17 protein-coding genes are annotated in these 24,163 nt (G+C 64.0%); 10 read left to right on the forward strand and 7 right to left on the reverse strand.

Annotated elements, in window-relative coordinates; all coding sequences use genetic code 11:
- The first annotated feature begins 5 nt into the window (after positions 1–5).
- The 3 genes from IVB40_RS24970 to IVB40_RS24980 all read left to right on the forward strand — a co-directional run bounded on the left by IVB40_RS24970 (position 6) and on the right by IVB40_RS24980 (position 2,404).
- Complete coding sequence (locus tag IVB40_RS24970; protein ID WP_247816618.1) at positions 6–563, forward strand: hypothetical protein; 558 nt, start codon at positions 6–8, stop codon at positions 561–563.
- 51 nt (positions 564–614) lie between these two features.
- Positions 615–1,577: an amidohydrolase family protein gene (locus IVB40_RS24975; protein WP_247426087.1), complete on the forward strand. Its 963-nt coding sequence runs from the start codon at positions 615–617 to the stop codon at positions 1,575–1,577.
- Positions 1,578–1,777: 200 nt separating this feature from the next.
- Entirely contained in the window at positions 1,778–2,404 is a 627-nt protein-coding gene (locus IVB40_RS24980) for a LysE family transporter (protein ID WP_247816619.1), read from the forward strand.
- A 9-nt stretch (positions 2,405–2,413) separates the two neighbouring features.
- Here IVB40_RS24980 and IVB40_RS24985 read toward each other — a convergent pair whose 3' ends face one another.
- The 3 genes from IVB40_RS24985 to IVB40_RS24995 form a co-directional block, all read right to left on the reverse strand.
- Positions 2,414–5,530: a CusA/CzcA family heavy metal efflux RND transporter gene (locus IVB40_RS24985; protein WP_247816620.1), complete on the reverse strand. Its 3,117-nt coding sequence runs from the start codon at positions 5,528–5,530 to the stop codon at positions 2,414–2,416.
- 38 nt (positions 5,531–5,568) lie between these two features.
- On the reverse strand, positions 5,569–6,813 hold the full coding sequence (locus IVB40_RS24990; protein WP_247467430.1) for an efflux RND transporter periplasmic adaptor subunit: 1,245 nt from the start codon (positions 6,811–6,813) through the stop codon (positions 5,569–5,571).
- Between the two features lie 145 nt (positions 6,814–6,958).
- On the reverse strand, positions 6,959–8,359 hold the full coding sequence (locus tag IVB40_RS24995) for a CoA transferase (RefSeq protein WP_247816621.1): 1,401 nt from the start codon (positions 8,357–8,359) through the stop codon (positions 6,959–6,961).
- 54 nt (positions 8,360–8,413) lie between these two features.
- Between IVB40_RS24995 and IVB40_RS25000 the strand changes: the two genes are divergently transcribed.
- Together IVB40_RS25000 and IVB40_RS25005 are read left to right on the forward strand one after the other, a co-directional pair.
- Positions 8,414–8,701: a hypothetical protein gene (locus tag IVB40_RS25000; RefSeq protein ID WP_007593600.1), complete on the forward strand. Its 288-nt coding sequence runs from the start codon at positions 8,414–8,416 to the stop codon at positions 8,699–8,701.
- A gap of 161 nt (positions 8,702–8,862) precedes the next feature.
- Positions 8,863–9,633 carry an SDR family oxidoreductase gene (locus IVB40_RS25005; protein ID WP_247816622.1) on the forward strand — a complete coding sequence of 257 codons (771 nt, stop codon included), beginning with the start codon at positions 8,863–8,865 and terminating at the stop codon, positions 9,631–9,633.
- 115 nt (positions 9,634–9,748) lie between these two features.
- Here the strand turns inward: IVB40_RS25005 and IVB40_RS25010 are convergent, their stop codons facing one another.
- From IVB40_RS25010 to IVB40_RS25020, 3 genes are read right to left on the reverse strand one after another with little or no spacing between them, the layout of a single operon-like run.
- Positions 9,749–13,117 carry an error-prone DNA polymerase gene (locus IVB40_RS25010; RefSeq protein ID WP_247816623.1) on the reverse strand — a complete coding sequence of 1,123 codons (3,369 nt, stop codon included), beginning with the start codon at positions 13,115–13,117 and terminating at the stop codon, positions 9,749–9,751.
- The gene (locus IVB40_RS25015; protein ID WP_247816624.1) at positions 13,114–14,706 is read right to left on the reverse strand and encodes a DNA polymerase Y family protein; all 1,593 of its coding nucleotides are present in this window, start codon (positions 14,704–14,706) and stop codon (positions 13,114–13,116) included. Before IVB40_RS25015 ends, IVB40_RS25010 begins: the two co-directional genes overlap by 4 nt.
- Complete coding sequence (locus IVB40_RS25020; RefSeq protein ID WP_027569026.1) at positions 14,603–15,391, reverse strand: DNA repair protein; 789 nt, start codon at positions 15,389–15,391, stop codon at positions 14,603–14,605. The genes IVB40_RS25015 and IVB40_RS25020 overlap by 104 nt, the downstream gene beginning before the upstream one ends.
- A 164-nt stretch (positions 15,392–15,555) precedes the next feature.
- On the opposite strand from IVB40_RS25020, the gene IVB40_RS25025 reads away from it, so the two are divergent.
- The 3 genes from IVB40_RS25025 to IVB40_RS25035 all read left to right on the forward strand — a co-directional run bounded on the left by IVB40_RS25025 (position 15,556) and on the right by IVB40_RS25035 (position 19,960).
- Complete coding sequence (locus IVB40_RS25025; protein WP_247816625.1) at positions 15,556–16,791, forward strand: putative DNA modification/repair radical SAM protein; 1,236 nt, start codon at positions 15,556–15,558, stop codon at positions 16,789–16,791.
- Positions 16,791–18,233 (forward strand): UdgX family uracil-DNA binding protein, encoded by a 1,443-nt coding sequence (locus IVB40_RS25030; protein WP_247816626.1) that lies wholly within the window; start codon positions 16,791–16,793, stop codon positions 18,231–18,233. The genes IVB40_RS25025 and IVB40_RS25030 overlap by 1 nt, the downstream gene beginning before the upstream one ends.
- 98 nt (positions 18,234–18,331) lie before the next feature.
- Positions 18,332–19,960 (forward strand): inorganic phosphate transporter, encoded by a 1,629-nt coding sequence (locus IVB40_RS25035; RefSeq protein WP_247816627.1) that lies wholly within the window; start codon positions 18,332–18,334, stop codon positions 19,958–19,960.
- Positions 19,961–20,035: 75 nt separating this feature from the next.
- Here IVB40_RS25035 and IVB40_RS25040 read toward each other — a convergent pair whose 3' ends face one another.
- Positions 20,036–21,208 carry a M20 aminoacylase family protein gene (locus tag IVB40_RS25040; protein WP_027569022.1) on the reverse strand — a complete coding sequence of 391 codons (1,173 nt, stop codon included), beginning with the start codon at positions 21,206–21,208 and terminating at the stop codon, positions 20,036–20,038.
- A 200-nt stretch (positions 21,209–21,408) separates the two neighbouring features.
- Between IVB40_RS25040 and IVB40_RS25045 the strand changes: the two genes are divergently transcribed.
- Positions 21,409–23,028, forward strand: coding sequence for a GMC family oxidoreductase N-terminal domain-containing protein (locus IVB40_RS25045; protein WP_247816628.1), 1,620 nt, complete (start codon positions 21,409–21,411; stop codon positions 23,026–23,028).
- Between the two features lie 188 nt (positions 23,029–23,216).
- Complete coding sequence (locus tag IVB40_RS25050; protein ID WP_027569020.1) at positions 23,217–24,161, forward strand: metallophosphoesterase; 945 nt, start codon at positions 23,217–23,219, stop codon at positions 24,159–24,161.
- The last annotated feature ends 2 nt before the right edge of the window (positions 24,162–24,163 follow it).

A 24,163-nucleotide genomic window follows, 5' to 3' on the forward strand; every position in this document is an offset into this window, starting at 1 on the left:
TGCCGATGAAAAGCCGCCGCATCCATCTGATGGGAGCCTCCGGCTCCGGCGTGACGACGATCGGTCGCGCGCTCGCCGGCAGGCTTGCGCTGCCGCATCACGACAGCGATGATTATTTCTGGCTGCCGACGGCGCCGCCCTACCAGACGACACGCCCTGCCGCCGAGCGTTTGCGCCCGATGCGCGAGATGTTTTTGCCGCGGCTCGATTGGGTGCTGAGCGGAACGGTCACCGGCCGGGGCGACGAGCTCGTCCCATTCTTCGATCTCGTCGTCTTTGTGACGACGCCGCGCGAGCTTCGCTTGCAGCGCCTGCGTGACCGCGAGGCTACGCATTTCGGAGCGGATGCCGCCGCACAGGGCGGCTGGCGTCATGAGGAGGCGGAGTCGTTCGTCGACTGGGCCTCGCACTACGAAGCCGGCGACCGCGACGGCCGCAGTCTCGCAAAAGATGAAGCGTGGCTCGCGAAGCTGCCTTGCCCGGTCGTGCGCGTCGACGGCTCACGCCCGCTTGCGGACCTCGTCGAGCAGCTATGCAGCGAAGCGCAGCGGCTGCCGGGCTGATGTGATACTGTCCCGACGCCACCGCCAAATAACAAAACGGGGAGAGAAACCATGCTCAGCCGACGCAGCGTCCTGCTTGCCTCCCTTGCCGCCGGAGTTGCCATGTCCAACAAAGCCCACGCACGTGCCGCGCAGCCCGCGACGCCAGTTAATTTCGACGTCCCGGCCCATGCCTGCGACTGTCACACCCACATCCATGGCGATGTCGAAAAATTTCCGTTCTTCGCGGGCCGCGTCTACACGCCGGAGCCGGCTTCGCCGGAGGAAATGGCCGCGTTGCACAAGGCGCTGCATATCGAGCGCGTTGTGATCGTGACGCCGAGTGTCTACGGCACCGATAACGCCTCCACCCTGTTCGGCATGAAGGCGCGTGGCGCGGCCGCGCGCGGGGTGGCCGTGATTGACGACAAAACGACCGAGGCCCAGCTCGATACCATGCAGGCGGACGGCTTTCGCGGTGTCCGCCTCAATCTCGCGACCGGCGGCGTCAACGACCCCAATGTCGGCCGGCCGCGTTTCACCGCCGCAGTCGAGCGCATGAAGGCGCGCGGCTGGCACGTGCAGCTCTACACCACGCTTCCGATGATCTCGGCGATCAAGGACCTCGTCGAGACGGCGCCAGTACCCGTTGTCTTCGACCATTTCGGCGGCCTCGAGGCCTCGCTTGGGCTGGAGCAGCCGGGATTTTCCGATCTGGTCGCGCTGGTGAAATCCGGCAAGGCCTATGTCAAGATTTCCGGCGCCTATCGCTCCTCCAAGCTCGCGCCCGACTATCAGGACATGGTGCCCTATGCCCGCGCACTGATCGCGGCGAATGCGGACCGCATCGTCTGGGGCACGGACTGGCCGCATCCGGATTCGAGCCGTGTCGAGGGACGCAAAGCCACCGACATCGCGCCGCTCTACCAGATCGACGACGGCCGCCTGCTCAACCAGCTTCCGGTGTGGGCGCCGGATGCGGATGTGCGCAAGAAGATCCTGGTCGACAACCCGGCGCAACTTTACGGATTCTGAGTCGCGCCAAGCGCAATTCGGTTCAACGACCGCGACACGGCTCCACAGTGAGGCGTGGAACTGTTGTCGCGAAGGCACAAACCCGTTGGACTCACACGAACGTGTTTGTGCTCTCGTTCGTTTCTCACCCTTCTGGTTGAGGCGGCGATTCTTTTTCAGGGCTACGCACACGCACAGATTTCATTTGTTCGTGCGGGTGCATGCCTTTATCGCATTATCTTGCCGCGCTTTTTTCCGGCATTGGAATTGGTTTCACCGTCGCCGCCCCCATCGGACCGATGGGCATGCTGTGCATTCAGCGCACATTGGCATCAGGAATGGCCACGGGCCTCGCAACCGGCTTCGGCGCGGCGACCGTGCATCTCACTTACAGCGCCCTCGCGGTTTTGGGCCTGGGCTCGCTTGCACAGCCCTGGGTCGAGGCCAATGCCGCCAGCTTCGGCATTGTCTCGGCGCTCACACTGCTGTGGTTCGCGATCCGAACCCATCGCGGCTCGGTCGCACTCCAGGCGACCGACGACATCGACAACGTGCATCTGGCGCGCGCCTATCTCAGCGCCATCGCGCTTGGGTTCACCAATCCGCTGACCGTCATCCTGTTTCTGGCTGCGCTGCAAGCCTTCTCCATGCAGGCCGCGGCAGCCCCGCTGATCGCCGGTGTCTTCGTCGGTTCCGCGATTTGGTGGACCGTGCTCAGCACGATCGTGGCAACGGCGCGGTCACGGCTGACGCCGCGCATGCTGTCGATGAGCAGTCGGTTGGCCAGCCTGATGCTGCTGGGCCTCGGCACCATGATGCTGGTGCGGATCGCGCAGCGGATGCTGTGATTGGCGGCGTCAGCGTGCGCGGCGGGAGAAGAGGGAGATCAACACCGGCAGCGTCACCAGGATCACGATCGGGGCGAGCATCATGCCTGTCACGACGACGACCGCGAGCGGCTTCTGCACCTGCGAGCCGATGCCTTCCGACAGCGCGGCCGGCAACAGGCCGATGCCGGCGACGACGCAGGTCATCAGCACCGGCCGAAGCTGCAATTCGCCGGTGCGTATCACCGCGCTCATGCGGTCCATGCCCTCTTCGATGAGCTGATTGAACTGCGACAGGATGATGATGCCGTCCATCACGGCGATACCGAACAGCGCGATGAAGCCGATCGCCGCCGAGACACTGAAGGCGGTGCCGGTGATCAAAAGACCGAGCACGCCGCCGAAGATCGCCATCGGGATCACGCTCATGGCGAGCAGCGTGTCGGTCATCGAGCCGAAATTGAACCAGAGCAGGACGCCGATCAGCGCCAGCGAGATCGGCACCACGATCGACAATCGCCGGATCGCGTCCTGGAGATTGCCGAATTCTCCGACCCAGTCCATGTGCGCGCCGGGCGGCAGCTGCACCTGATCGGCGATCTTCTGCTGCGCCTCGCGGATGGCGCTGCCGAGGTCGCGTTCACGCACCGAGAACTTGATCGGCAGATAGCGTTCCTGCTGCTCGCGATAAATGTAGGCCGCACCCGAGACGAGGCTGATGCTGGCGACCTCGCTCAGGGGGATCTGCGTGACGGTGCCGTTCGGTCCGGGCGCGCCGATCCGCAAATTCTGGATCGCCTCCGCGCTCCTGCGGAATTCCGGCGCGAGGCGAACGATGATCGGGAAGTGGCGGTCGCTTCCGGCCTCGTAGATGTCTCCGGCGGTGTCGCCGCCGATCGCGACCTTGATGGTGGCGTTGATGTCGCCCGGCGCGAGGCCGTAGCGCGCGGCCTTGGCACGGTTGATGTCGATCTGGATGGTCGGCTGCCCGAGTGAGGTGAACACCGCAAGATCGGTGACGCCCTGCACGGTTGACAGCACCGACTTGATCTTGTTGGCGGTGTCGGTCAGCGCCTGGAGGTCGCTGCCGAACAGCTTGATCGAGTTCTCGCCCTTCACGCCGGAGACGGCTTCGGAGACGTTGTCCTGGAGATATTGCGAGAAGTTGAACTCGACGCCGGGGAAGCGATCGTCAAGCTGCTTGAGCAGTTGCGCCGTCAGCTCTTCCTTGTCACGGGTGCCGGGCCATTGGCTGGCGGGCTTGAGCGGCGCGAAGAACTCGGCGTTGAAGAAGCCGGCCGCGTCGGTGCCGTCATCGGGGCGGCCGTGCTGCGACACCACGGATTCCACTTCAGGCCGCGCGCGGATCACCTTGCGCATCTCGTTGACGTAGGAGTTGCCTTCCTGAAGCGAGATGGTCGGCGGCAGCGTGGCGCGGATCCAGAGATTGCCCTCCTCCAGCTTCGGCAGGAATTCGAGGCCAAGCAACCGGCTGAGCGCAACCGTCATCAGCACGAGGCCGAACGCACCACCGAGCATGAAGCCGCGGTTGGCGACCGCCCAATGCAGCACCGGCATGTAGATCCGATGCAGGATCAGCATCACCTTGGTCTCGGTCTCCCTGACATGCGCGGGCAGGATGATCGCGGACAGCGCCGGGGTGACGGTGAAGGTCGCAAGCAGTCCACCGGCCAGCGCGTAGGCATAGGTGCGCGCCATCGGTCCGAAGATGTTGCCCTCGACGCCGGAGAGCGTGAACAGCGGCAGGAAGGCCGCGATGATGATCGCCGCGGCGAAGAAGATCGAACGGGAGACATCGGCCGCCGCGCTTAGGATGGCGTGGCTTTTCATGCCGAACAGCGTCTCGGACGACATCTGCTCGGATTCCGACATCGGCGTCGTCTGCGTCAGGCGCCGGAAGATCGCCTCCACCATGATGACGGTGGCATCGACGATCAGGCCGAAATCGATCGCACCGACCGACAGCAGGTTCGCCGATTCCCCGCGCAGCACCAGGATGATCACCGCGAAGAACAACGCGAACGGAATGGTGGCGCCGACGATCAGCGCACTGCGGAGATCGCCGAGAAAGATCCACTGCAGCAGCACGATCAGCAGAATGCCGACCACCATGTTGTGCAGCACGGTGTGGGTGGTGAGCTCAATCAGGTCGCCGCGGTCGTAGATGCGTTCGATGCGCACGCCGGGCGGCAGGATGCTGGACTCGTTGATGGTTTGAACGAGCTGGTGGACGCGCTTGATGGTTGGCGAGCTCTGCTCGCCGCGGCGCATCAGGACGATGCCTTGCACGATGTCGTCGGACTCATCGAGGCCGGCAATGCCGAGACGTGGCTTCTGGCCGACGGTGACGGTGGCGACGTCCTTGACTAGCACCGGATTGCCGTTGGTCTGCGAGACCATGGTGTTGGCGAGGTCGTCGATCGAGCGGATCAGGCCGACGCCACGCACCACGGCCGATTGCTGACCGATATTGACGGTGTTACCGCCGACATTGACGTTGGAATTGCCGACCGCCTGGAGCAATTGCGGCAGCGTCAGGCCGTTGGCGACCAGCTTGTTGAAGTCGACCTGGAGCTCATAGGTCTTGCTCTTGCCACCCCAGCCGGTGACGTCGATCACGCCGGGCACGGCACGGAAGCGCCGCTGGAGAATCCAATCCTGGATGGTCTTGAGGTCGAGCACGCTGTAGTTCGGCGGACCGACGAGACGGTAGCGGAAAATTTCGCCAATCGGGCTGAGCGGCGAGATCTGCGGCTGCACGTTGCCGGGCAGCGGCGCGAGCTGCGCCAGGCGGTTCAAGACCTGCTGCAACGCCTCGTCATAGGTGTAGGCGAAAGAGAACTGCAGTTTGACGTCGGAGAGGCCGTAGAGCGAGATGGTGCGAATGGTCGTCACGTTCTTCAGACCCGCGACCTGGGTCTCGATCGGAATCGTGATGTAGCGCTCGATCTCCTCCGCCGACAGCCCCGGGCTCTGCGTCACGATGTCGACCATCGGCGGGGTCGGATCGGGATAAGCCTCGATGTTGAGCTGGTTGAACGCGATCAGGCCGCCGATGAGCACGGCGACGAACATCCCGACCATCAGGAAGCGCCGGTTGACGGCAAGGGCGACGAGGCGATCCATTCAGGTCTTCAGCTTGTCTTTTTTTCTCGGCCCGTCGATCAGCTGCCGGACGCCGCGCGGTCGATGAACAGGCTGCCTTTGGTGACCACCTGCTCGCCGGGCTTCAGATTGCTGGTGACCTCGACGAGATTGCCATTGATGAGACCGATCTTGATCTCGCGCAGCTCGACCGACTTGTCCTCGCGTGCCACCCAGAGGCGGACCTTGTCGGCTTCGTAGATCAAGGCCTGCTTCGGTACCGCCGGCGCGGCGCGGTCGCCGGACGAATAGATCGTGACGTTGGCGAACATCTCCGGCTTCAGCAGACCGTCCTTGTTGTCGATGGTGGCGCGGACCAGCAGGCGGCGGGTGTTCGGATCGATCGCGGCGGCGACGTAGTTGACCTTGGCGGTCAAGGGACGGCCCGGCAGCGCCATCACGTTGACGGTGATGTCCTGCCCGATGCACACGGCAGCCGCATCGCTCTCGCGCACGAAGGCGGTGAGCCAGACCGTGGAGAGGTCGCCGACGACGAAGACCGGATCGCTGGCGCCCGAATTGACGTACTGGCCGGGGCCGATCTTACGCTGCACGACCGTGCCCGCGATCGGCGAATAGATCGTGACTTCCGGATTGATGACGCCCTTGTCCTGGAACGCCTTGATGGTCTCGTCGGTGAAGCCGAGGATACGCAGCTTGTTGCGCGCGGCTTCCAGCGCCGTTGCCGATGAGCGCATGTCGTTCTGCGCCTGAACCTGGGTCGCTTCCGCCTGCTGATAGTCCTTCAGGGGGATGGCATGGCCCTCGTAGAGGTCCTTGGCGCGCTTGAACTGGATGTCGGCAAGATCGATCGCCGACTTCGCCTTGTTCTGCGAGCTCATCGCCGCAATGAAATCGTTCTGGGCCTGCACGGTGTCGGCGGCCTCGATCGTGAACAGCGGTTGACCTTGCTTCAGTACCTCGCCGGGCTTGGCAAGCAGCTTGGTCACCCGGCCCGCATAGGGCGAGAACACTGGCGTCGAACGGTCCTCGTCGACAGCGACCTTGCCCTCGGTGACATACTCGGCGCGGAAGGTCTTGGCCTTGACCGGCTCGATCGTCAGCGTCGCCCATTCCGACGGCGTCGGCGTGAAGTTCTGCGCATTCCTGCGCGACTGGCTGGAGATCTCGGAGTGGTTCTTCTCCTTCGCTCCCGCATGGAGGAAGCCGTAAGCCCCGGCACCGGCAAGAGCTAGTAAAACTACGGATGTAATTACCCGTTGTTTTGTAAGCACCTGCAATCGCTTGGTATTTTCAACTACCATGGGGCCCGGTCATGTCTGCGATGATACCAGCGGATGCCGGCGTCATCGGTCGCGCTAATAGTGCCGAATTGTGATTTCAAACAACCTAAAAAACGCCGCGCGCCTTTCGGTTTGCGTTAAAAATTTGCGACACGTCAGCTTCACGTCAGTTTGTCACCGGCCACTCTGCCGGATGACTGCCGAGCGGCATCGCCGGACGGCTCCATTGCGCCGGCGTCTTCGACAGCAGCGCTGAATGGCGCACCGCCTTCAACGGGCCGAAGCCAGATGGCATGCTCTCGATGAATGCAGCGTGTACGGCCTCGCCCGTAATATCCGGGGTGTTCAAGCCATTTTCGAGCCGTCCGAGATCCCACAGCCAACGCCCGGTCTGCGCCAGCGATACGCGCACGTGCCAGCTGCCGCCTTCGCGGGCCTGGCGAGCCTTGGCCATCATCGCGCCGAACGCCATCAGATAGCCGGTGGCGTGGTCGAGCATCTGCGCCGGCAATTCCTTCGGTCCATCGATGCCGGCAGCCTGTCCCTCGGCATGGTTGAAGCCGGTCGTGGTCTGCACCAGAGAATCGAAGCCGCGCCGCTCCGCCCATGGGCCGGCATGGCCATAGGCCGACAGCGTCACGTAGACGATGCCGGGATTGATTTTTGCCGCGTCCTCCGGCGTAAAGCCGAGAGCGGCGAGCGCGCGCGGGCGATAGCCTTGCGAGAAGATGTCGGCGTCCTTTAACAGCGCGCGCATCTGCGCTCTGCCCGCCTCGCTCTTCAACTCGATGAAGGTGGTGAGCTTGCCGCGGCCGGTGTCGATGGTCAGCCACGGAATGGCCGGCAGTTCGGGGCCTGACACGAGCAGCACATGGGCGCCGTGCGCGGCGAGCGTGCGGCCGGCGATGGGCCCCGCGATGACGCGAGAGAGATCAAGCACGCGCAGGCCCGAGAGCGGGCGATCGCCTTTTAGCCATGGCTTCGGCGGGGCCTCGCCGATCTTCTCGATCGAGACCAGCGGCAATTCGGCGAGCGCGCGGGCCTGCGGCAGCGCCGACCATTCGTCGTAGGAGCGCATCAGGGCAACGACGCCGCCCGCAGCGTAAGCCGCAGTCTCGAAATCCTCGCCCTTCCATTGCATCAATGCGGCCTGCACCTTCTCGCGCTCGGGTTCGCAGCCGAGCACCTTGCAGACGGCGTCGCGATGATGCGGAAAATTGGTGTGACAGCGGACGAAGCGGTTGTCGCCGGTTCTGTAGACGCCGGCGATGGCATCCCAGGCGGGCGGCGGCGGCTTGTCGTCGACGCGCAAGTAGCGCTCGGAGCGGCATTCGGCGACGGCACGGCGCAGTTCGACGCTGACGTCCTGCGCCTCGCCGCTGCGCAATCTCCAGATTTCGGCGGCGGCAAGGCCGGCGGCGGCGATAGTCGTTTGGCCGGCAATTGCGACGCGAAACGAGGACGGGATCTGCGGCTCCTCGCCCGTCAGCCGCACGTGCGCGAGCGCGGCGGCGTCACCGCCAGCGGAGGTCCAGATGCCACTGAGAATTTCTGTGGGGCTTTGCATGACCCTTCTCTCCCTTTAGTTTGCGACCATCGCATTAGCACACAAGGACATGCAATGGCCGCCATCGATCCTCTCACCGCAGGCGCCGTGTTCATCGCAACGGCGGCTACCGACGCGGTCTATGTCATGTTCACCTCGGCCGTGATCGCCCGCAAGCGCGTGCCCGCGGCGAACTGGAGCGCGGTCTGGTACATGCTCTCCTCCTATGCGGTGATCAGCTACACCGAAAACGCTTTCTATGTGGCTTTCGCGGCGATCGGCTCCTGGGCCGGCGCCTACGTCTCACTGACATTCCTGCACCGCCCGCCCGGCGGCCCGCCGGTGGGGGCGGCACCGGAGTGAGGGCCGCTGTTTCCACACGGTCATTGCGAGCGAAGCGAAGCAATCCAGAGTCTTTCCGCGGTGGCAGTCTGGATTGCTGCTCGCAATGACGATGTGGAGGCTTTTGGGCGTCTCTCGAAACAGCTACACTCGCTGCGACCAACAAAAAAGGAAACCAAACAATGGATCTCGGTCTCAAGGGCAAGAACGCCGTCGTACTTGGCGGGACGCGCGGCATCGGGCGGGCGATTGCGGCGACGCTGGCCGGCGAAGGCAGCAATGTCGCGGTGTGTGCACGCAACGCGGATCAGGTTGCCGCCACCATTACGGAGTTGAAGGCGAGCGGGATTCGCGCGACCGGCGGCCCGGTCGACGTCACCGACGGCGCGGCACTGAAATCCTGGATCGAGAATGCTGCAAAGGAGCTTGGCGGCATCGACATGCTGTTCTCCAACGCGGGCGCGATGGCGCAAGGCCATGATGCCGCATCGTGGGAACAGAATTTTCGGCTCGACCTGCTCGGCGCCGTGCACGCGTTCGACGCCGCGCGGCCATTCCTCGAGGCCAGCGGTGCGAGCAGCGGCGACGCCGCCTTCGTGATCATCTCATCGATCTCCGCGGCGCAAGCGGATACGGCGAGCTCCTACGGCCCGATCAAGGCTGCGTTGATCCACATGGCCAAGGGGCTGGCGCGGCAATATGCGAAGAAGAAGATCCGCGTCAACGTGGTCTCGCCCGGCACGGTCTATTTCAAGGGCGGCGTCTGGAATACGATCGAGCAGAACATGCCCGAGCGCTACAATGATGCGATGAAGCGCAACCCCACCGGCCGCATGGCGACGCCGCAGGAGATCGCGAGCGCAGCGGTGTTTCTGGCGAGCCCGGTGTCGGGGTTCACCACGGGCTCCAATCTGGTGGTGGACGGCGCGATCTCGAACCGGGTGAATTTTTAGAATATGCTCGTCATTGCGAGCGCAGCGAAGCAATCCAGTATCTCTCCGCGGTAACAGTCTGGATTGCTTCGCTGCGCTCGCAATGACGGTGTGGCAGCAGAGTGCTCTACTTTCCTCAATGGAAATCCCGCGACGGCGGCAGGATGCGGACGTTGCGGGGGTGGCGAAGTTTTTGCGCGGGCGCATCCGTGTGGGCGCGGGGATCGTCGTTGAGCGGTTCGACCACGGTGGCGCCTGCCGGCACCGGATGCTTGCGGCCGAGGGCGTCGTTGGCGAGGCCGACCAGATCGTGCGAACGGTCGATCATCCGCTGGGCGATCAGATGCGTCACCTTTTCGGGGCTGCTCTGGATATAGCCTTCGACCAGGATGAGGCGTGCGCCCATCACCTCCTTCCGGTACTGCTCCATGATCTTCGGCCACACCACGACATTGGCGATGCCGGTTTCGTCCTCCAGTGTCATGAACACGACGCCGCTGGCGCTGCCCGGCCGCTGCCGTACCAGCACGACGCCGGCACAGCGGACACGGCGCCGCTCGTTGTCATGGTTGATGTCCTTGCAGGCGACGATGCGCTCGCGCGAAAACATCTCGCGCAAAAATTCCATCGGATGCCCCTTCAGCGATAACCGAATGGTCTGATAGTCCGCAACCACCTGTTCGGCCCGCGGCATCACCGGCAACGGCCTGGCGTGCTCGTCCGGCTGCTCGCATGCGGTGGCCACCTCGAACAGCGGCAGCGGCACATCGCCGGGCAGGCGCCGCACCTGCCACAGCGCCTCGCGGCGGTCGAGCCCGAGCGAGCGGAACGCGTCGGCATCGGCGAGCAAGATCAGCGCGCGCTTGGGCAGACCGGTGTCGCGGGCGAAATCTTCCAGCGAGGTGAAGGGCCGGCGGTTGCGCGCGGCGACGATGCGGTCGGCCCAGTCCGGCGCTCTCTCCACATACTCATTCCGAGGCGCGCCTCTTTTCAGCCTTTCCTCATCCTCATCGAGCCAATGAAAACCGTCGATCTGGCGGAAGCCCAGGCGCACGGCGCAATATTTGCCACTTCTTTCTTCCAGCGTGTTCTGCGCAAAGCTGTAGGACACATCGATATCGCGCACCTCGACGCCGTTCTTGCGAGCGTCGCTGACGATCTGCGCCGGGGCGTAAAAGCCCATCGGCTGCGAGTTCAGGAGGCCGCAGCAGAATGCATCAGGGTGATAATGCTTCAGCCATGAGGAGATATAGACAAGCTGCGCGAAGCTTGCAGCATGGCTCTCCGGAAAACCGTAGCTGCCAAAACCCTTGATCTGTTCGAAACAGTTTCTGGCAAAATCCGGCGCATAACCGCGTGCGATCATGTTGCCGATCATCTTGTCTTCGAACTTGCCGATGGTGCCGACATTGCGGAACGTTGCCATCGCACGGCGCAGGCCGTTGGCCTCCTCGGCCGTGAACTTCGCGGCCTCGATCGCGATCCGCATCGCCTGCTCCTGGAACAGGGGCACGCCGAGGGTCTTGTGCAGCACTCTGTAAAGTTCGTCCTTGTCGCCATGCTCCGGTGACGGCGATGGATAGTTCACTTTTTCCAAGCCGTTCCGCCGCCGCAAATACGGATGCACCATGTCACCCTGGATCGGCCCCGGCCGCACGATCGCGACCTCGATGACGAGATCGTAGAAGGTCCGTGGCTTCAGCCGGGGCAGCATGTTCATCTGCGCGCGGCTCTCGACCTGGAATACGCCGAGCGACTCCCCGTCGCACAGCATGTCGTAGACTTTGGAATCATCCTGCGGGACGCTCGCCAGCATCCAGCGTTCGCCCTTGTGCTGCTCGATCAGATCAAAGCACTTGCGGATGCAGGTCAGCATGCCCAGCGCGAGCACGTCGACCTTCATCATGCTGAGCGCGTCGACATCGTCCTTGTCCCATTCGATGAAGGTGCGATCGTCCATCGCGGCATTGCCGATCGGCACATAGGTGTCGAGCCGGTCCTGCGTGAGCACATAGCCGCCGACATGCTGGGACAGATGACGGGGAAATTCGATCAGCTCGGTCGCGAGCTCGACTGCGAGGTTGATCATTGAATTTTGCGGATCGAGGCCGGCCTGCCTGACCTGCATGTCGTTGAGGCCCTTGCCCCAGCTTCCCCAGACGGTGTCGGCGAGGGCCGCGGTGACGTCCTCGGTCAGGCCCAGCGCCTTGCCGACGTCGCGGATGGCGCTGCGCGGGCGATAATGAATGACGGTGGCGATGATCGCGGCGCGATGGCGGCCGTAACGGCGATAGACATATTGCATCACCTCCTCGCGCCGCGAATGCTCGAAATCGACGTCGATGTCGGGCGGCTCCAGCCGCTCCTTGGAGATGAAGCGCTCGAACAGCAGATCGACCTTGGTCGGGTCGACCGAGGTGATGCCGAGCACGTAGCAGACCGCCGAATTCGCCGCCGATCCCCGCCCCTGGCACAAAATGTTCTGGCTGCGGGCGTAATGCACGATGTCGTGCACGGTGAGGAAGTAATGCGCGTATTTCAGATCGGCGATCAGTGCGAGTTCTTTCTTCAGGGTGGCGCGCAGCTTGTCGTCGATCTTGCCGCCGAAATATTTGTCGACACCGGCCCAGGTCAGATCCTCCAGATGCCCCTGCGCGGTCTTTCCCGGCGGCACCGGCTCATCCGGATACTGATATTTGAGCTGATCGAGCGAGAAGGTGATCTTATCCGCAAAGCGCATGGTCTCCGCGATAGCTTCGGGGAAATCGCGGAACAGCCGCGCCATCTCCCTGGGCGTCTTCAGAAATCGCTCGGCATTGGCTTCCAGCTTCCGGCCGACCGCCTCGATCGTGGTTTTCTCCCGGATGCAGGTCAGCACGTCCTGGAGGGGACGGCGCGCGGGGTGGTGATAGAGCACCTCGTTGGTCGCAAGCAGCGGCACTTTTGCTTTTGCGGCGAGATCATCGAGCTGCGCCAGGCGGCGGCGGTCGTCGCCACGATAGACCAGGCTCGCCGCCAGCCACACGCCCTCGGCACGACTTGCCTTCAGCTTGGCGAGGATGTCCTGCGTCTGCGCCGCATCGAAGCGATGCGGCAGCGTCAGGATCAGGAGCTGGCCTTCGGAAAACGCAAGGAGATCGGCGAAGGTGAGATGGCACTCGCCCTTCGCAATCCGCGTGATACCGTCGCCGCGCTTGCCCCGGGTGAGAAGCTGGCACAGCCGGCCATAGGCGGCGCGATCACGCGGATAGACCAGGATATCGGGCGTGCCGTCGATGAAGACGATGCGGGTGCCAATCAAAAGCTTCGGCTTGTGCAGCACCTCGTCATTGTCGAGCTCCTTGTAGGCGCGCACCACGCCGGCGAGCGTGTTGTGATCGGCAATGCCGATCACGGGAATGCCGAGGATGCTGGCCTGGTGCACATAGGCACGCGGATCCGAGCCGCCGCGCAGGAAGGAGAAATTCGTGGTGATGCCGATCTCGGCATAAGCAGGCGTGTTCATGCGAAGAGACCGTGCACATACCAACCGGGAGGAGCGGGCTTGCCGTCGCCGTCGAAGCACTCCCCCTCGTAAAGACCGTCGCGAAAGATCCAGAAGCGCAAGCCTTCGGCATCCTCGATGCGGAAATAATCCCGCGTCAGTTGCTTGCCGTCCTGCCGCCACCATTCCATGGCGATGCGCTCGGGGCCTTCCACCCGCACCACCGCATGCTGCGCGCGGCGCCAGGTGAATTGATGCGGCGGCCCGTCGGGCACGGTCGCAAACGGCACATTGATCGGCTCAGGCTTGTCGAACAGCCGCAACGGACGCAGCGGCGGCTCAGTCTCGGTGCGCGCGGGCCATTCGGCCTGCATGGCCACGGCGAGATGATGCTGCGCCGGTGCGGCCAGCACCGCACATTCGGGGATATGGGTATCCTCAGGCAGATGCACGACGACGCGCTTTCCGCCGATGCGCGCGGCGATGCGGTCGATCAGCGCGGCAAGCTCGTCATTGTCGTGGACATGGGCGTCGAGATCGCGCTGCTCCTGCACCACGATCTCGGTGCGGCTTGCCGACAGCCGCACCATGTCAAAGCCGAAGCCGGGATCGAGGGGATCGGCGAGTGCATCGAGACGCTCGCGGAACAGCCGGTCGATGACTTTGCTTTGCGTCACGGGACGTCCGGTCTCGACCATAATCGCGCGCACCGCGCCGTCGGTGCGGAAGAAGGCTGCTTCCAGGCGGCGCGCGCCCTTGCCCTGCTTCTCCATCGACGCAATCAGCGTGTCCGCCAGGCGCGACAGCGTCATCGCGATCATGGTGTCGGTCGCGATCGGCTCGGCAAAGCGTTTCTCCACGATGTAATCGGGCAGCGGCTTTCGTGGATTGATCGGCGCATCGCCCTGCCCCAGCGCATGCGCGAGCAGCGTGGAGAACCGCGCACCGAACCGCGCCGTGATTTCGCTCGGCGTGCGCGAGGCGACATCGCCGATGGTCTTCAGGCCGGCGCGTCGCAGGCCGGTGCTGATGGCCTCACCCGCGCCAAGCGCTGACACCGGAAACCGGCTGATTGCCGCCGCCTCCCCGCCATCGGCAACGATGGTCCCTGAAGATTGCCGCGTCAACGTGCGCGCGCAGACCGAGGTGCCGGCGATCGCCGCGCTGACGGCAAAGCCCTGTCGATCAAGGGCACGGACAAGGGTTTGCAACAGCGCAGCCTCGCCGCCGAACAGATGCGCGCAGCCGGTGATGTCGAGGAACAGCCCGTGCGGCGGATCGAGTGCCACCAGCGGCGTGAAACGATCGCACCAGTCGGCGATGTCGCCGATCGTCTTGGCATCGGCCACGGCATCGGCGTCGAACACCTTTAAATCAGGACACATCGCCCGAGCATTGGCCAAGGGCTGGCCGATATGCAGACCGAGGCGCTCGGCCGCCTCGTCCAGCGCATGGATCACCAGCGCGTTGCTGTCCTTGGCAACGACGATGCTGGGCGCATTATTTTCATGCAGTCCGACGTTGCCGAAGAACCGCTGGATCCGATCGATGGGCAGGCGCGGCAGCCACAGGCTGAGGATACGCCGACGATTCAGAGAACTGGCACTCATCACATTTCCATTCCATGATCCACCGCCCGCACGGGCCATGACGATTGCGCAGGAGCTCGGCATCGAAGCGCGGCGCCCCCCAAGCGCTCCACATGGCGCCCGGCGGCGAATGCGCCGCGCGCAGCATCCATCTGGTCTCGGCGGTTGAGGGTAAAGGTTGCGCGGCCATCCGCAGCAACAGGCCGGTGACACCGGAAGATTGCGCAGCCAGCGTCAGCTTGCGGCTCGCCACCAGATCGAACTGCCTCGTCTCGCCCCAGAGCTCGAGCACGACGGCGCCCAGCGCGTCGCAGGCGAGCGCATCGGCCGACGTCCGCAGCGCACTCTCCACATCGGCGGCGCGCACCATCACCATGCGGCGCGGATCGAGACCGATCTCGGTGAGCCCGCTCATCGACAGCGCACCGGTTTCAATTTCTGAAAAATCCTGCCGCACCCACAGCAGCGGTTTTCGCGCCGTCACGCGCCCCGCAAGTCCGGTGACAAAGCCCGTCGCGGCCGCGCCCTGACGTCCCTCGCAAAATACCTCGTGGATTGCCGCGCGCGCGAGCCCGCCCTTTAGCGCGTTGTCGGCCTCGCGATGGCCGAGCGCGACACGGTCGCGATGATGCACGACCTCCGCCGTCTCGATGCGCTCGATCTGACCGCGCAAGGCTGCAAGCGCGCTGATGCGTGCGCCGCTCATGGTCGCCGCTCCTTGAAGGGGTGATTGCCGTGGCTCCTCAAAAAGAGAACCAACGGCTGGCTCAATTGTTCATGGTATGTTCTAATATAAAGCTAACGGCGCCTGGAGAGTCAATCGAATTGGCACTCTTCGGGATTCATGAGCTGAATCAAAGGGATTCCAATATGGACGTGCAACGCAAGCTGGAAATCCTGGCGGACGCCGCCAAGTACGACGCGTCCTGCGCCTCCAGCGGCACCGAGAGGCGGGATTCCAGCGACGGCAAGGGCATGGGATCGACCGCGCCCGGCATGGGCATTTGCCATTCCTACGCGCCGGACGGCCGCTGCATCTCGCTGCTCAAGGTGCTGCTGACCAACGCCTGCAATTACGACTGCCTCTATTGCGTCAACCGGGCCTCCTCCAACGTGCCGCGTGCCCGCTTCACCATCGACGAAATCGTCAAGCTGACGCTCGACTTCTACCGGCGCAATTACATCGAAGGACTGTTTCTCTCCTCCGGCATCATCCGCAACCCCGACTACACCATGGAGCAGGTGGTAAGCGTCGCGCGCAAACTGCGCGAGGAGCATCACTTCCGTGGCTACATCCATCTCAAAACGATCCCCGAGGCCGACGATGCATTGATCTCCGAGGCCGGCAAATATGCCGACCGTCTCTCCATCAACATCGAGATGCCGCAGGAGACGAGCCTGCAGCAATTCGCGCCCGAGAAGGACGTGCGCGCGATCCGCCGCACCATGGGCCGGCTGCGGCTGAAGCTGGACGAGGCCGAGGAAAGCCGCAACGCGAACACGAAAGCCAAGCCGCAGCGCTTCGCGCCGGCCGGCCAAAGCACGCAGATGATCGTCGGCGCCGACGCGGCCTCCGACCACACCATCCTCCACACCAGCGCCAATCTCTACGGTTCATACAGGCTGAGGCGCGTCTACTATTCCGCGTTCAGCCCGATCCCCGATGCCAGCCGCGCGCTGCCTCTGCGCGCGCCGCCCTTGCTGCGCGAGCACCGACTCTACCAGGCCGACTGGCTGATGCGGTTCTACGGTTTTGACGTCGGCGAGATCGTCGACGACAGTGCGATGCTGCCGCTCGACATCGATCCAAAACTCGCCTGGGCATTACGCCACCGCGACCGCTTCCCGCTCGACGTCAACCGCGCCAGCCGCGAGGAGTTGTTGCGCGTGCCGGGCTTCGGCACCAAGGCGGTCGATCGCATCATCGCAACGCGGCGCACGACCACGATCCGCGTCGCCGATCTCGCGCGGCTGCATGTGCCCCGCAACAAGGCGCTGCCGTTCATCGTCCTCAGCGACCACCGTCCCGCGCCGCACCGCCTCGACGAGGCACGGCTGATCGAACGGTTCAAGCCGAAGGCAACGCAACTGGGATTTGGCTTCTGATGCAATATATCACCCTCGAGAACGAAACCGATTTCGATGGCTGGCGTAAAGCCGCGCGTAGCCTCGTGCTTTACCAAATGAAACCGGCCGATGTCACCTGGGCCGTGCAGGGCGGCGAAGCGGAGCTGTTCGCGACGCCCTCGCCGTCTCCGCTGCCGGCGGGTGGCGACGGCACCTTCAACGTGCCTGCAAAATTCGTCGAGCTCGCCAAGGCCGCGATCCTCCATCGCGATCCCGAGCGTTTCGCGATCCTCTATCGCCTGCTGTTTCGGCTGAAGGACAACCACGATCTCATCAAGGTCGCGACCGATCCCGATGTCGCGCAAGTCACGGCCATGGCAAAGGCGGTCTATCGCGACGAACACAAGATGCACGCCTTCGTGCGCTTCCGCGAGATCGGCAGGGAACGCGAAGCACACTATGTCGCCTGGTTCGAGCCGGAGCATCATATCGTCGAGCTCGCCGCGCCGTTCTTCGCCCGGCGCTTTGCCGACATGCCCTGGTCGATCCTGACGCCGGATTTGTGCGCGCATTGGGATGGCCACGCGCTCTCGTTCACATCAGGCGTCAGCAAGAGCGAGGCGCCGAGCGAAGACCGGCTGGAGGAAACCTGGCGACGCTACTATGCCAGCATCTTCAATCCGGCCCGCCTGAAGGTGAAGGCGATGCAGGCCGAGATGCCGAAGAAATATTGGAGGAACCTGCCCGAGGCTTCGATCATTAAGCCCTTGATTGAGGACGCCGAGCGCATGACCGGCGCCATGATCGCCAATGCCGCAACCGATCCGCACAAGCCTCAAAAGCGGCCGGAGGCTCCGATGAAACGCAAGACCGCTGCCGACGATCTCGAAGCGCTCCGCGAGGAGGCCGCCCACTGCCGCGCCTGCCATCTCTACAAGGACGCCACCCAGACCGTGTTCGGCGAGGGCCCGAAGTCAGCCAATATCATGCTGGTCGGCGAGCAGCCTGGCGACAAGGAAGACCTCGCGGGCCATCCCTTCGTCGGTCCGGCCGGCCAGATGCTCGACAAGGCACTGCAGGAGGCCGGCGTCGACCGCAAGAAGGTCTATGTCACCAACGCGGTGAAACACTTCAAATTCGTGCCGCGCGGCAAGATCCGCCTGCATCAGAAGCCGAATACGCCGGAGATAAAAGCCTGCCGGCAGTGGTATGAGCGGGAAGTCTCCGTCATCCAGCCCGATCTCATCGTTGCGATGGGCGCGACCGCCGCGCAGAGCGTTTTCGGCAAGATCACCCCTGTAGGCAAGACCCGCGGCCGGCTGATCGACCTTCCCGACGGTCACAAGGCGCTGGTGACGGTGCACCCGTCCTATCTGCTGCGGTTGCCCGATCCGGAAGCCAAGGTGCTGGAATATCAGCGCTTTGTCGAAGATTTGAAGATCGTCGCCGGTTTGCAGAAGAAAGCCGCGCGCGCCGCCTGAATACGGGCGGGAAAACCCCTTTCATGCGCCGTCTGTCATCCAGCCTTCAAATCCATCGGGGACAATAGCCCTTACAGAAAGCTAAGGGGCGTCCAGACATGACCGATGTTGCATTCGACCGCGCGGTAGCCGATCCCGCGCCGATCCAGCCGGCTTCGCGGCCAAATCTCGACAAGGGCTTCAATCCGCTGACACTGATCCTGTTCTTCGGCATTCTCGCCGCGGGCCTGCTCTATGTGGCCTACAGCATCTATTCGGATGTCGATGCGACCGGCACGCGGGTCACGAGCTACCTGCCCTATATCCTCCTTATCGTCGCCCTCCTGATCGCGCTCGGCTTCGAATTCGTGAACGGCTTCCACGACACCGCCAACGCGGTAGCGACCGTGATCTACACCCATTCGCTGCCGGCCGAGGTCGCGGTGATGTGGTCAGGCTTCTTCAACTTTCTCGGCGTGCTGCTCTCGTCTGGCGCCGTGGCCTTCGGCATTGTCTCGCTGCTGCCGGTCGAGCTGATCCTGCAGGTCGGCTCCAGCGCCGGTTTCGCGATGGTGTTCGCGCTGCTGATCGCGGCGATCCTTTGGAACCTCGGCACCTGGTATTTCGGCCTGCCGGCCTCCTCCTCGCATACGCTGATCGGCTCGATCATTGGCGTCGGCGTCGCGAACGCGCTGATGCGCGGACGCGACGGCACCTCGGGCGTGGACTGGGGCAAGGCCACGGAGATCGGCTATGCGCTTCTGCTGTCGCCGCTGGTCGGCTTCGTGTGCGCCGCCGGCCTGCTGCTGTTGCTCAAGCTGATCGTCAAGAACCCAGCGCTCTATGCCGCTCCTGAGGGTCACAAAGCCCCGCCGATCTGGATTCGCGGCCTGCTGATCCTGACCTGCACCGGTGTCAGCTTCGCCCACGGTTCGAACGACGGCCAGAAGGGCATGGGCCTGATCATGCTGATCCTGATCGGCACCGTGCCCACGGCCTACGCGCTCAACCGCGCATTGCCGGAGTCGCAGGTCGCCCAGTTCGCGAAGGTCTCGGATGCCGCCTCCAAGGTGGTTGCGGCCAAGGGCGCCGGCCATGCGATCATCGGCGATCCCCGTCCTGCGGTGACGCAGTACGTCACCTCGCATCACATCAGCGAAGGCACCTATCCTTCTCTGTCAGTGCTGGTGAAGGATGTCGGCGAGCAGGTCTCGAAATACGGATCGCTGAACAAGGTGCCGGCGGAAGTCGTCGGCAACACCCGCAACGACATGTACCTGACCTCGGAAGCGATCCGCTTCCTGATGAAGGACAAGGAAAATGATCTTAGCAAGGAAGAGGTCGCGACCTTGAACGCCTACAAGGGCGGCCTCGACAGCGCGACCAAGTTCATCCCGACCTGGGTGAAAGTGGCCGTCGCGATCGCGCTCGGCCTCGGCACCATGATCGGCTGGAAGCGCATCGTCGTCACCGTCGGCGAGAAGATCGGCAAGACCCATCTCACCTACGCGCAGGGCGCTTCCGCCGAGCTCGTCGCCGCCGCCACGATCGGCGCCGCCGACGTGTTCGGCCTGCCGGTCTCGACCACCCACGTGCTGTCGTCCGGCGTCGCCGGCACCATGGCCGCGAACGGTTCGGGTCTCCAGGTCGCCACCATCAGGAACATGGTAATGGCCTGGGTGCTGACCTTGCCCGTCGCTATCCTGTTGTCGGGCACGCTGTACGTGATCTTCTCGCGGATCTTCTGAAGCCGATCGCGTCACTCAAAAACAAAGGGCCCGTGCGATGCGCGGGCCCTTTTCGTTTGTGCTTTCGGCTTGACCTTACGACGCCGCGAGCGATTGCTCGACCAGCTTGACCCAGTACGACGTGCCGTAGACGATCGCCTCGTCGTCGAAATTGTAGGCGGGGTGATGCAGACCGGCGCTGTCGCCGTTGCCGCAGAAGATGAACGCGCCGGGGCGCGCCTCCAGCATATAGGCGAAATCCTCGCCGCCCATCAGCGGCGACATCTCGAGCACGTTGGCCTCGCCCGCAACTTGCCCCGCGATGCGACGCGCAATCTCGGTCTCCGCAGCGTGGTTGTTCACCACGGGATAATTCCGCTGGTAGCGCAGGTCGATCTTGGCGCCGGTGATCTGCGCCACACCCGCCACGACCTCGTGCACGCGCTTCTCGACCAGCTTGCGCACCTCCGGCGACAGCGTGCGGATGGTGCCCCTCAGTGTCGCGGTTTGTGGAATCACGTTGCGGGCATTGCCCGCGTGGAACTCGCAAATCGAGATCACGGCCGATTCCAGCGGATCGACGCTGCGCGCGACGATCGACTGCAGCGCCGTGATCACCTGTGCGCCGACCAGAACGGAATCGACACATTTGTGCGGCCGCGCGGCATGGCCGCCCAGGCCTTCGATCATGATATCGACCTCGTCGGTCGCCGCCATGATCGGACCCGGCCGGATCGCGAACGAGCCCACCGGAATGCCCGGGCCGTTGTGCATGCCGTAGACCTGCTCGATGCCGAAGCGCTCCATCATTCCGTCCTTGACCATCGCCAAGCCGCCGGCGCCACCCTCCTCGGCCGGCTGGAAGATCACCACCGCATCGCCGGCGAAGTTGCGGGTCTCGGCGAGATAACGCGCAGCACCGAGCAGCATCGCAGTGTGGCCGTCATGGCCGCAGGCGTGCATCTTGCCCGGGGTCTTCGAAGCGTAAGGCAGGTTGGTCTGTTCCTCGACCGGCAGCGCATCCATGTCGGCACGCAGGCCGATGGCCTTGAGGCCCTCGCCGGCCGGCTTGCTGCCCTTGATCACGCCGACCACGCCGGTCTGGCCGATGCCCGTCACGACCTCATCGCAGCCGAATTCGCGCAGGCGGTCCGCGACGAATGCTGCGGTGCGGTGGACGTCATAGAGCAGCTCCGGATGCTGGTGGATGTCCCGGCGCCAGGCCTGAATATCGGGTTGAAGGTCGGCGACGCGGTTCACGATGGGCATGGAGGGTCTCAAGCTTTGTTGAAAATGCAGGCCTGTCTACCATGCAAGCACCAGTCCACCCAACTGGCGGGGGCTCCGGGTAGCTCTGTCCTCTCATCATGGCCGGGCTTGTCCCGGCCATCCACGTCTGACTATTAGAACGGAAAGCGCGTGGATGCCCCGGACAAGCCCGGGCATGACGCCCGTTGGGTGGAAGCAGAATGCCAAGGCGGCTCGAAGGTGAGTTTGACTACATTGTCGTTGGGGCCGGTACGGCGGGCTGCATCCTCGCCAACCGGCTGTCCGCCGTTTCCAGCAATCGCGTCCTCGTCCTCGAAGCCGGCGGCGACGACAACTGGATCTGGTTCCACATTCCCGTCGGCTATCTCTTCGCTATCGGCAACCCGCGCTCGGACTGGATGTTCAAGACCGAGGCCGAGCCCGGCCTGAACGGCCGCTCGCTCGCCTATCCCCGTGGCAAGGTGATCGGCGGCTCTTCGGCGATCAATGCCATGATCTCGATGCGTGGACAGGCCGCCGATTACGATCACTGGCGCCAGCTCGGCATGACCGGCTGGGGTTACGACGACGTGCTGCCGCTGTTCAAACGGCTCGAGGATCACTTCCTCGGCGCGAGTGAGCATCACGGCGCCGGCGGCGGCTGGCGCATCGAGGCGCCGCGGCTGTCCTGGGACGTGCTTGATGCCGTGGGCGACGCGGCCGAGGAGATGGGCATCAAGCGCATCCCGGATTTCAATACCGGCAACAACGAAGGCACGAGCTATTTCCACGTCAATCAGAAGCGCGGCCGGCGCTGGTCATCGGCGCGCGGCTTCCTCAAGCCGGTATTGAACCGCCCGAACCTGCGGCTCGAAAAGCATGTGCTGGTCGACCGTCTGATCATCGAGCAGGGCCGCGCCGTCGGCGTGCGCTTCATCCAGAACGGCGAAATCATCGAGGCGCGTGCGAAACGCGAGGTGGTCCTCTCGGCGGGCGCGATCGGCTCGGTGCAGGTGCTGCATCGCTCCGGCATCGGACCTGCCGACTGGCTGTCACCGCTCGGCATCGACATCGTGATGGATAAGCCCGGCGTCGGCCGCAATCTGCAGGACCATCTCCAGCAGCGCGCGATCTACAAGGTCGAGGGCGTGCGCACCCTGAACGAGACTTATTACAATCTGGTTCGACGCGGCCTGATGGGCCTCGACTACGCCTTCCGCCGCCGCGGGCCGCTGACCATGGCGCCGTCGCAGCTCGGCATCTTCACCCGCTCCGATGCGACGCGCGCGCGCGCCAACATCCAGTTTCACGTGCAACCGCTGTCGCTCGACAAGTTCGGCGATCCCCTGCACCGCTTCCCCGCGATCACGGTGAGCGCCTGCAATCTCCAGCCGACCTCGCGCGGCACCGTACGTCTGCGTTCGGCGACGCCGGACGAGAAGCCGATCATCGCGCCGAATTACCTTTCAACGGATGACGACCGTCAGGTCGGCGCCGATGCCATCCGCACCACCCGCCGCCTGATGCAGCAGAAGGCGCTGGCAAAATACCGCCCGAACGAATATCTGCCCGGCCCTGCCGTCGGCGACGACGATGCCTCGCTCGCGAAGGCCGCCGGCGACATCGGCACCACCATCTTCCACCCCGTCGGCACGGCGAAGATGGGCGCGGTGAGCGATCCGATGGCGGTGGTCGACGAACGCCTGCGCTTCTACGGTCTCGGCGGCCTTCGCATTGTCGATGCCTCGATCATGCCGACCATCACGTCGGGCAATACCAACACGCCGACCGCGATGATCGCCGAGAAGGGTGCGGCGATGATTTTGGAGGATGCGAAGTGAATGCGTAGCCTTGATCGGGCGTAGCGAAATCCAGGGAGAGGACGCTCGATAGGTCCCGTATTCCGCTACGCTCCATACGGGCTACGCGTCCAACCACCTCACGAAAACGTCATCGCGTCCGGGAATAACACCCCCGCTCCCCCAATCACCTCCCCGAAGCCCAATTCCGGGCGAAGTGGAGCTGCGCGATGAGCGGACACGATCACGGCGAGGACGGCTTAAGCCGCCGCAAGGTGTTGGAATGCATGACCTGGGCCGGCACCGGGGTGCTCTGGACCATCACCGGTGGCGTCCCGCGCTCGCTCGGCATCATCGATTCCGCGCAAGCTGCGACCGCGGCCGCGCCCGGAATGACCTTCCTCCAGATCAGCGATAGCCATGTCGGCTTCGACAAGCCGGCCAATCCCAACGCGCTCGGCACGCTGGAGGAAGCCATCAACAAGATCAACGCGATGCCGGTCAAGCCGTCCTTCATGATCCACACTGGCGACATCACGCATCTCTCCAAGGCCGCCGAGTTCGACAATGCCGATCGCATCATCTCGCAGAGCAAGCTCGACGTGCATTACGTGCCCGGCGAGCATGACTTCCTCGACGAGGACGTGAAGTTCTATCGCGAGCGCTACGGCCGCGGTACCAAGGGCGCAGGCTGGTATTCGTTCGACGCCGGCGGCGTGCACTTCATCGGCCTCGTCAATGTCGTCGACCTCAAGGCCGGAGGCCTCGGCAATCTCGGTGCCGAGCAGCTCGCGTGGCTCGAGGACGATCTGCGCGGCAAGTCGAAATCGACGCCGATCGTGCTGTTCGCCCACATCCCGCTCTGGACCGTCTACCCCGAATGGGGCTGGGGCACTGAGGACGGCGCCCGCGCGCTGGAACAGGTGAAGGGCTTTGGTTCAGTCACCGTGCTGAACGGCCACATTCACCAGGTGATGCAGAAAGTCGAAGGCAACGTCACCTTCCACACCGCACGCTCCACCGCCTTTCCGCAGCCGGCGCCGGGAGCTGCCCCCTCGCCCGGACCGATGAAGGTCGAGGACGCAAAGCTCCGCGCGATGCTCGGCGTTGCCAGCATCAACTTCAAGCAGAACGAGCAGCGGCTCGCGATCATCGACACGCCGCTCCAGGGTTGATG

The sequence above is a fragment of the Bradyrhizobium sp. 40 genome (genome assembly GCF_023100925.1).
Taxonomy (GTDB): Bacteria; Pseudomonadota; Alphaproteobacteria; order Rhizobiales; family Xanthobacteraceae; genus Bradyrhizobium.

Excerpts from the sequence above, each read along its gene's own strand:
- IVB40_RS25050 (WP_027569020.1), top strand. The coding sequence starts at position 23,217 with ATGAGCGGACACGATCACGGCGAGGACGGCTTAAGCCGCCGCAAGGTG.
- IVB40_RS24990 (WP_247467430.1), bottom strand. The coding sequence starts at position 6,813 with ATGGTAGTTGAAAATACCAAGCGATTGCAGGTGCTTACAAAACAACGG.
- IVB40_RS25045 (WP_247816628.1), top strand. The coding sequence starts at position 21,409 with ATGCCAAGGCGGCTCGAAGGTGAGTTTGACTACATTGTCGTTGGGGCC.
- IVB40_RS25040 (WP_027569022.1), bottom strand. The coding sequence starts at position 21,208 with ATGCCCATCGTGAACCGCGTCGCCGACCTTCAACCCGATATTCAGGCC.
- IVB40_RS25000 (WP_007593600.1), top strand. The coding sequence starts at position 8,414 with ATGGCCGCCATCGATCCTCTCACCGCAGGCGCCGTGTTCATCGCAACG.
- IVB40_RS25010 (WP_247816623.1), bottom strand. The coding sequence starts at position 13,117 with ATGAACACGCCTGCTTATGCCGAGATCGGCATCACCACGAATTTCTCC.
- IVB40_RS24995 (WP_247816621.1), bottom strand. The coding sequence starts at position 8,359 with ATGCAAAGCCCCACAGAAATTCTCAGTGGCATCTGGACCTCCGCTGGC.
- IVB40_RS25005 (WP_247816622.1), top strand. The coding sequence starts at position 8,863 with ATGGATCTCGGTCTCAAGGGCAAGAACGCCGTCGTACTTGGCGGGACG.
- IVB40_RS25030 (WP_247816626.1), top strand. The coding sequence starts at position 16,791 with ATGCAATATATCACCCTCGAGAACGAAACCGATTTCGATGGCTGGCGT.
- IVB40_RS25025 (WP_247816625.1), top strand. The coding sequence starts at position 15,556 with ATGGACGTGCAACGCAAGCTGGAAATCCTGGCGGACGCCGCCAAGTAC.
- IVB40_RS24980 (WP_247816619.1), top strand. The coding sequence starts at position 1,778 with ATGCCTTTATCGCATTATCTTGCCGCGCTTTTTTCCGGCATTGGAATT.
- IVB40_RS24970 (WP_247816618.1), top strand. The coding sequence starts at position 6 with ATGAAAAGCCGCCGCATCCATCTGATGGGAGCCTCCGGCTCCGGCGTG.
- IVB40_RS24975 (WP_247426087.1), top strand. The coding sequence starts at position 615 with ATGCTCAGCCGACGCAGCGTCCTGCTTGCCTCCCTTGCCGCCGGAGTT.
- IVB40_RS25015 (WP_247816624.1), bottom strand. The coding sequence starts at position 14,706 with ATGAGTGCCAGTTCTCTGAATCGTCGGCGTATCCTCAGCCTGTGGCTG.
- IVB40_RS25035 (WP_247816627.1), top strand. The coding sequence starts at position 18,332 with ATGACCGATGTTGCATTCGACCGCGCGGTAGCCGATCCCGCGCCGATC.
- IVB40_RS24985 (WP_247816620.1), bottom strand. The coding sequence starts at position 5,530 with ATGGATCGCCTCGTCGCCCTTGCCGTCAACCGGCGCTTCCTGATGGTC.
- IVB40_RS25020 (WP_027569026.1), bottom strand. The coding sequence starts at position 15,391 with ATGAGCGGCGCACGCATCAGCGCGCTTGCAGCCTTGCGCGGTCAGATC.